Genomic DNA, 374 nt, shown 5'->3' on the forward strand with positions numbered 1-374 from the left:
CCGTCATTGGCGCCGGCCGACTGGGCCAGCCGGTTGTATGCCGCATAGCCGTCGACTTGCAGAATGCCGCGATACCCATTGAGATGACGCGCGACACACTCGCCACCGCGACTGTCTTCGAAGCGGTAGGCGACCATCGGCGGACTGGCCCCGCCAAACGGATTATCGTCGCGGGCGTAGGCCCATAGCCAGGCCGTTTTGGTCTTGCCGGTCCCTGGCGCGAGCGTCGGAAGGCTGGTCTCGTCGGCAAAGATCCGTTCGGCCTGTTTGATGCGTTCCAGCACATAGTCGGCCAGAGGCTGCAGTTCGAAGCCGACCTTGCCCATCCATGGCGCCATCACCGTGCGATCGAGTTCGACGCCAGAGCGGGCAAA

The 374-nt window shown here is 63.9% G+C and carries 1 protein-coding gene; it reads right to left on the bottom strand.

All coding sequences use genetic code 11. The features are described from left to right. On the bottom strand, positions 1–374 hold a 374-nt coding region (locus ACWGS9_RS36125; RefSeq protein ID WP_454509518.1), incomplete at both ends, for an IS66 family transposase.

It is taken from the genome of Mesorhizobium sp. Arg314, assembly GCF_053714275.1.